At 69.4% G+C, this 6,321-nt stretch carries 7 protein-coding genes; 5 read left to right on the forward strand and 2 right to left on the reverse strand.

The features are described from left to right. Nucleotides 1-282: 282 nt before the first annotated feature. Nucleotides 283-1,257 (reverse strand): ribosome small subunit-dependent GTPase A, encoded by a 975-nt coding sequence (gene rsgA / locus A5663_RS01165; protein ID WP_068143076.1) that lies wholly within the window; start codon nucleotides 1,255-1,257, stop codon nucleotides 283-285. After that, nucleotides 1,254-2,567, reverse strand: a complete 1,314-nt coding sequence (gene aroA / locus A5663_RS01170) for a 3-phosphoshikimate 1-carboxyvinyltransferase (RefSeq protein WP_231976643.1) — start codon at nucleotides 2,565-2,567, stop codon at nucleotides 1,254-1,256. Before aroA ends, rsgA begins: the two co-directional genes overlap by 4 nt. Nucleotides 2,568-2,618: 51 nt before the next feature. Between aroA and A5663_RS01175 the strand changes: the two genes are divergently transcribed. The 5 genes from A5663_RS01175 to A5663_RS01195 all read left to right on the forward strand — a co-directional run. Beyond that, nucleotides 2,619-3,377 (forward strand): SOS response-associated peptidase, encoded by a 759-nt coding sequence (locus A5663_RS01175; RefSeq protein WP_068143081.1) that lies wholly within the window; start codon nucleotides 2,619-2,621, stop codon nucleotides 3,375-3,377. Beyond that, nucleotides 3,377-4,909, forward strand: a complete 1,533-nt coding sequence (locus A5663_RS01180) for a methyltransferase (protein WP_068143078.1) — start codon at nucleotides 3,377-3,379, stop codon at nucleotides 4,907-4,909. Before A5663_RS01175 ends, A5663_RS01180 begins: the two co-directional genes overlap by 1 nt. A gap of 111 nt (nucleotides 4,910-5,020) precedes the next feature. Beyond that, a complete protein-coding gene (locus tag A5663_RS01185) occupies nucleotides 5,021-5,242 on the forward strand; it encodes a hypothetical protein (RefSeq protein ID WP_231976642.1) in 222 nt (73 codons plus the stop codon). Continuing rightward, nucleotides 5,239-6,099: an oxygenase MpaB family protein gene (locus tag A5663_RS01190; protein WP_068143079.1), complete on the forward strand. Its 861-nt coding sequence runs from the start codon at nucleotides 5,239-5,241 to the stop codon at nucleotides 6,097-6,099. Before A5663_RS01185 ends, A5663_RS01190 begins: the two co-directional genes overlap by 4 nt. Beyond that, on the forward strand, nucleotides 6,096-6,321 hold a 226-nt coding region (locus A5663_RS01195; RefSeq protein ID WP_068143080.1), incomplete at its 3' end, for a hypothetical protein. The genes A5663_RS01190 and A5663_RS01195, both read left to right, overlap by 4 nt.

Below are 6,321 nucleotides of genomic sequence, written 5' to 3' on the forward strand. Positions count from 1 at the left end.
GCCTAGCATCCGCCACCTAGTTGCGACACGCACGCACAACATGCCGCGAGCGCGCGTGTTTGCACACGACACGCCGCTGATTCTCAGCAGTCTTCGCACGCTCGCGAGGGCGTGACCGTGCGTAATCCGCTGCGGGCGAACAGATCCCGGCTCGCGGACCTCCACGCGAATACCGGCGTGAGCGTGCACAAAGTGCTGTAAAGGTGCGGCGTGTCGTGTACAAACACGCGCGCTCGCGCAAAAGGTGAAGCGCCAAAGGTGAAGCGCCAAAGGCGCAAAAGGTCAGTGCAGCGCGGAAAGTAGCCGTCGCGCCGCGGCGACTCGATCGGCGGCCGGACCGGACAGCCCGTCCAGCGCGCACTCCGGGTCTGCGGGCGGCCCCATATGCCCACAACCACGCGGGCAGTCTTTGATCGCTTCGGCGAGGTCCGAGAAGGCCAGCAGCACATCGTCGGGTTCGATGTGGGCCAACCCGAACGACCGGATGCCCGGCGTGTCGATCACCCAACCCCCGAAGCTCAGCGGCAGCGCCACCGACTGCGTCGACGTGTGCCGCCCCTTGCCTACGTCCGTCACCGCACCGGTCGCCCGATCGGCTTCGGGTACAAGGCGATTCACCAACGTCGATTTGCCGACGCCCGAATGGCCGAGCAGAACCGTCACCCGTCCCGCCAACATCGGGGCGACCGCGTCGAGCGGATCGTCGCGGCCTGCGGTGGTGATCGTCAGGTCGAGATCGGCGAACTGCGCCGCGAACGGCTCCGGAGCGGCGAGATCCGTCTTCGTCAGGCACAGGATCGGTTGCAGCCCACCGGCATACGCGGCGATCAGCGCTCGCTCGACCAGCCCCGCACGCGGTGGGGGATCGGCGAGGGCGACGACGATCAGCAGCTGGTCGGCATTGGCGACGACGACGCGCTCAGACGGGTCGGTGTCATCGGCGGTGCGGCGCAACACCGTTCGTCGTTCGCCGCGCCGCACGATGCGCGCCAGGGTGTCGGGCCTGCCGGAAAGGTCCCCTACGATGCCGACGTCGTCGCCGACGACGATCGGGGTGCGGCCCAGTTCACGCGCGCGCATTGCGGTGACACGCCGCAAAGGGTCAGCGCCGAGCGCGCACCCCCAGCGACCGCGGTCGACGGTCACCACCATCGCCTCCTGAGCGTCGGCGTGGTCGGGCCGATTCTTGGTCCGCGGCCGCGAGCCCCGGCCGGGGCGCACCCGGACATCGGACTCGTCGTACTCGCGTGGACTCAAGCCGGGTCGACCTCCGGCGTCTGTCCAGCGAGCATCTCGGCCCACAGTTGCGGGAAGCCGGGCAGCGTCTTCGCGGTGGTGTCGATGTCCTCCACCGCCACGTCGGGCACCCGCAGCCCGACGATCGCACCGGCCGTCGCCATCCGATGATCGGCATAGGAGCGCCACAGCCCGCCGTGCAGGGGCCGGGCGGTGATCAACAGGCCGTCGGCCGTCTCCTCGCATTGGCCGCCGAGGCCGTTGATCTCCGCCGACAACGCGGCGAGCCGGTCGGTTTCGTGCCCGCGCAGGTGCGCGACACCCGACAGCTTCGACACCGACTCGGGCGACGCCAGCGCCGCGAGCGCCGCGACCGCCGGTGTCAGCTCGCCGACCTCGTGCAGATCGACCTCGATGCCGCCGTAAGCCTCGGCGCCCTGTACTTCGAGATACGAGTCTCCATGGTGCACAACCGATCCCAGTTTCTCGAGGATCGCGATGATGGCCCCGGCGGGTTGGGTGCTGACCCGCGGCCAGCCCGTCAGCCGCACGGCGCCGCCACTGACCACCGCCGCCGCGAGGAACGGCACCGCGTTGGACAGGTCGGGCTCGATGACCCAGTGCCGAGCGGCCACCGGGCCGGGCGACACTCGCCACGTGTTGGGCTCGCTGTCGTCGACGTCGACCCCGGCGTCGCGCAGCATCGCCACCGTCATCGCCACGTGCGGCGCCGACGGCACCGATTCGCCGGTGTGCACGATGGTCAGCCCGTCGGTGAACGCGGCGCCGGACAGGAGCAGGCCGGAGACGAACTGCGACGACGCCGACGCGTCGATCTCGACTGTGCCGCCCGCGACCGAGCCGGCACCGCGCACGACGAACGGCAGCCCGTCGCCGTCGATGTCGACGCCGAGCCCGCGCAGCGCGTCGAGCAGCGGGGCGATCGGCCGGGCGCGCGCCTGGTCGTCGCCGTCGAACGTGACCTTCACGCTGCCGAGCGCGGCGACCGGCGGCACGAACCGCAACACCGTGCCCGCCAGCCCGCAGTCGATGCGTGCACCCTCGCGCGGGGTGAGCCCTCCGCCGACGCTCAGTTCGTCGTCGCGGCCGTCCACCGTCACGCCGAGCGCCTGCAGCGCGCCGATCATCAGGTCGGTGTCGCGGCTGCGCAGCGCGCCGCTGATCGTCGATTGGCCGTTCGCAGTAGCGAGCGCCGCCAGCACCAACGCCCGGTTCGTCTGCGACTTCGAGCCGGGCACGGTGACCGTCGCATGCACCGGGGTCGAGGTCGACGGGGCCGGCCAGGCCTCGAGTTCCTGGTCTCTGCGCACGCTCACGGCTCCCATCTTTCCTTGTCGGCTTCGCGTGCCACCATGGGATTCATGTGTGGACGTTTCGCGGTGACCACCGACCCGGCGCTGCTGGCCGAGAAGATCAAGGCGATCGACGAGACGACAACCGCCGCGAAGGGCAACGACGCGTCGGGCGCGAATTACAACGTTGCGCCGACGACGACGATCAGCACCGTGGTCAAACGGCACAGCGAGCCGGACGACGAGGCGACGCGACGGGTCCGGTCGATGCGCTGGGGACTGATCCCGTCCTGGGCCAAGACCACCGAGGAAGGCGGCCCGGAAACCAAGGGGCCATTGCTGATCAACGCCCGCTCCGACAAGCTCACCACCTCGCCGGCATTTCGCTCCTCGGCCAAGAACAAGCGCTGCCTGGTGCCGATGGACGGCTGGTACGAATGGCAGGGCGAGAAAGGCGCCAAGACGCCGTTCTTCATGTACGCCGCAGACGGTGAACCCCTGTTCATGGCGGGGCTGTGGACGACGTGGCGACCCAAGACCGCCGCGGCAGACGCCAAGCCCCTGCTCAGTTGCACGATCGTCACCACCGACGCCGCCGGACCGCTGGCCGAGATCCACGACCGGATGCCGTTGACCGTCAGCGAGCGCGACTGGGACCGCTGGCTCGACCCCGACGCGCCGATCGACGAGGGCCTGCTGCGGGGCCACGGCGACCTCGACCGCATCGAGATCCGCGAGGTCTCCCGGCTCGTCAACAGCGTTCGCAACAACGGCCCGGAACTCATCGAACCGGTGCCACCGCAAGCCGAACAAGGCATCCTGCTCTGATGCACCCGGACTCGTCCGGGCCGCTGCACTCCACCGCCGTCGTCGACGCGCTGGCCGCCGACATGACCAGTGCCGGATACACCGTCGACGGCGTGGCCGCTCTGCTCGGCGACGACGCCGACGCAGCGTTCGCACGGGGAGTGTGGTGGCCGGCGATGCGGGTCACGGCCCGGGTCCTCGAAACCGGCAGCGCGCAGCAGCGACGGCTGGCCGCTTTCGTGCGGCTGTTCCTGTTGGGCGGCGCCGAAACCACCTCCGCCGTCGAGGAGGCGCTGCCGTCGACCGGTGCCGACGCGCTGCTTGCCGACGGCGTCGTCGAGACGACGTCGCTGGGAACGCTGCGTGCTGCCCTGGACATTCGGCCGCACAGCGACGGGTCCCGCGACTTCCTGGTGGTCTCGGACCGAGACGCCGCACAGCGGTCCGGGCCGGTGCGCCAGGATCATGTGCTGGGTATCGGTGGTGCGTCGATCTCGTTGGCGCGCGCGGTGATTCGCGTGCCGGTCGACCGCGCGCTGGACCTCGGTACCGGCTGCGGGATCCAAGCCCTGCATCTGGACGCCCACTGTGCGCAGATCGTGGCCACCGACACCAACGAGCGGGCGCTCGCCCTGGCCGCGGCGACGGCCCGGCTCAACGGCATGTCCTGGGACCTGCGGCGCGGCAGCCTGTTCGAACCGGTGGCCGGCGAGCGCTTCGACCTCATCGTCTCCAATCCGCCGTTCGTGGTCGGCGCCGGCGAGCGTGACTACCTCTACCGGGATTCGGGTATGGCGGGAGACGCGTTGTGCCGCAACCTGATCGAACAAGCCGCCGCCCACCTCACGCCAGGGGGCACCGCGCTCGTCATGGCCAACTGGATCGTGCGCCGCGGCGAGAGCTGGCAGCAGCGAGTGCAAGGCTGGCTCGCGGGCACGGGGCTGCATGCCTGGGTGGTGCAGCGCGAACTCGCCGATCCGGTCAGCTATGTGTCGCTGTGGACGTCCGACGCCGGGGAGAGCGCGGAACAAACGGCCGACCGCGGCGGACGGTGGCTCGACTGGTTCGCCGATCAGGGCATCGCCGCGATCGGCATGGGCACGATCGCGCTGCGCGCGCCGCGCGTCGGTGAACGTCGCGCGCCCGACCATGTCCTCGAGGAGATCACCGCAGCCGGCGAGGGCCTGACCGGGCCGGAGGTCGACGCCTTCTTCGCGCGCCGCGAATACCTGCACAACACCAGCGACGAGCAGTTGCTGGCCGCCCGCCTGTCCACTGCCCCGGTGTTCCTCGAGGAGCAGTCGCTGCCGGGTGCGGACGGCTGGCAGGTCGTCGGTGCTGCGGTGCGTCGCCCGGGTGGGCCCGGCGCCGTCATCGGAGTCGACGAGGTTGGACGGGCGCTGCTCGCGGGATGCCGCGGGCGGGTCCCGCTGGGCACGCTGATCGACCTGCTGGCCGCGGTCCACGGGGTACAAGCCGAGGCGCTTGCGCAGGCCGCGATGCCGTTGGTGCGCGAGGCGATCGGGCGGGGAATTCTCTACCAGGCGCAGTGACGAGCCGCCCTGCCGAGATGAAACAGTCGCGTCGCTTCTTCTCGTATCGGCCTGATCAAGACTGAATGGCCATTAACATAGTGCCGGTATCGAGCGAACGAGGGGACGGGCGTGCCCAGCGCAGTGAAGAAGCTCTTGGACTTCGAGATGACCATCGCCGAGTGGATCGGCACGGCGCTCATGCTCGCCGCTCCCTACGGTGTCGTCGGCGTGGTCTGGACGGCGCTCAACCTCGACCGGCTGACGGGCAGCGGAGTTGAGTGGCTCGTGCACTTGGTCGCGTCGGTCGCGTTCTGGCCCGCGATGGTCTTCTCGGCGGTGTGCGTGGCATGACCGATCGATATCGGATCACCGTTCGTCGGCGCACCGCACGGTGGGACACCGAACCGGTCGCCGCAGCCGACGCGATGGACTTCTGGGCCTTCGCCGCCGGCGCGGCCAACGTCGTCATGCAGTTGTCCTGGCCGGAGGTGGGCTACGGAGTCGCGGAAAGCAAGGTCGACTCGGGCAACCTGCTCAAGCACCCGTGGAAACGGGCCCGCACGACGTTCCAGTACCTCGCCGTCGCAGTGCTCGGCACGGCCGAGGACCGCGCGGCGTTCCGGGAGGCGGTGAACTCGTCACACCGGCACGTCAAGTCGACTGTCGACAGCCCGGTCCGCTACAACGCATTCGACCGCGACCTGCAAATGTGGGTCGCTGCATGCCTTTTCGTCGGCCTTGAGGACACGTATCAGCTGCTGCGCTGGGAGATGACGCCTGAGCAGGCCGAGCAGTTCTACCGCTCCGCGTGGCCGCTCGGCACCACGTTGCAGGTGAGCGAGGACCAGTGGCCGCCGACCCGGGCCGAGTTCGACGAGTATTGGCGTGGTGCGTGCGAGCGCGTCTCGGTCGATGACCGGGTGCGCGGATACCTGCTCGACATCGTCAACCTGCGCATGATCAACCCGTTGCTGGGGCTGCCGTTCCGCCCGCTGCTGAAGTTCCTCACCACCGGCTTCCTCGCGCCGGTGTTCCGGGAACCGATGGGGCTGCGGTGGAGTGGATTCGAACAGTTCCTGTTCGAGATGCTGTTTCTGGTCGTGGCTTTCGTCAACAGGTTCCTGCCGGTGTTCATCCGACAGGGCGGCAGCTATGTGCTGCTCGCCGATGTCCGCCGCCGGGTTCGCACTCACCGGGCGCTGGTATGACGACGCTGCGCCGCCTGCTGAGTCGCCGCGTCAGCGTCGCAGGGATGATCGAGGCGGCGATGTGGCTGTCGATTCCCTACCTGTTGATCGGCTTGGCGTGGGCCTTCTTCGACGCCGAGCAGGTGCAGCTGATCGACACCGCGTTCCGCAACCGGATACCGGCGGGCTCGGACATCGGCGCTTTCATGCTGACCGCGGTGTTCTGGCCGGTCAACTTGCTGG

Origin of the sequence: Mycobacterium sp. E740 (assembly GCF_001672895.1) — a bacterium.
GTDB lineage: Bacteria > Actinomycetota > Actinomycetes > Mycobacteriales > Mycobacteriaceae > Mycobacterium.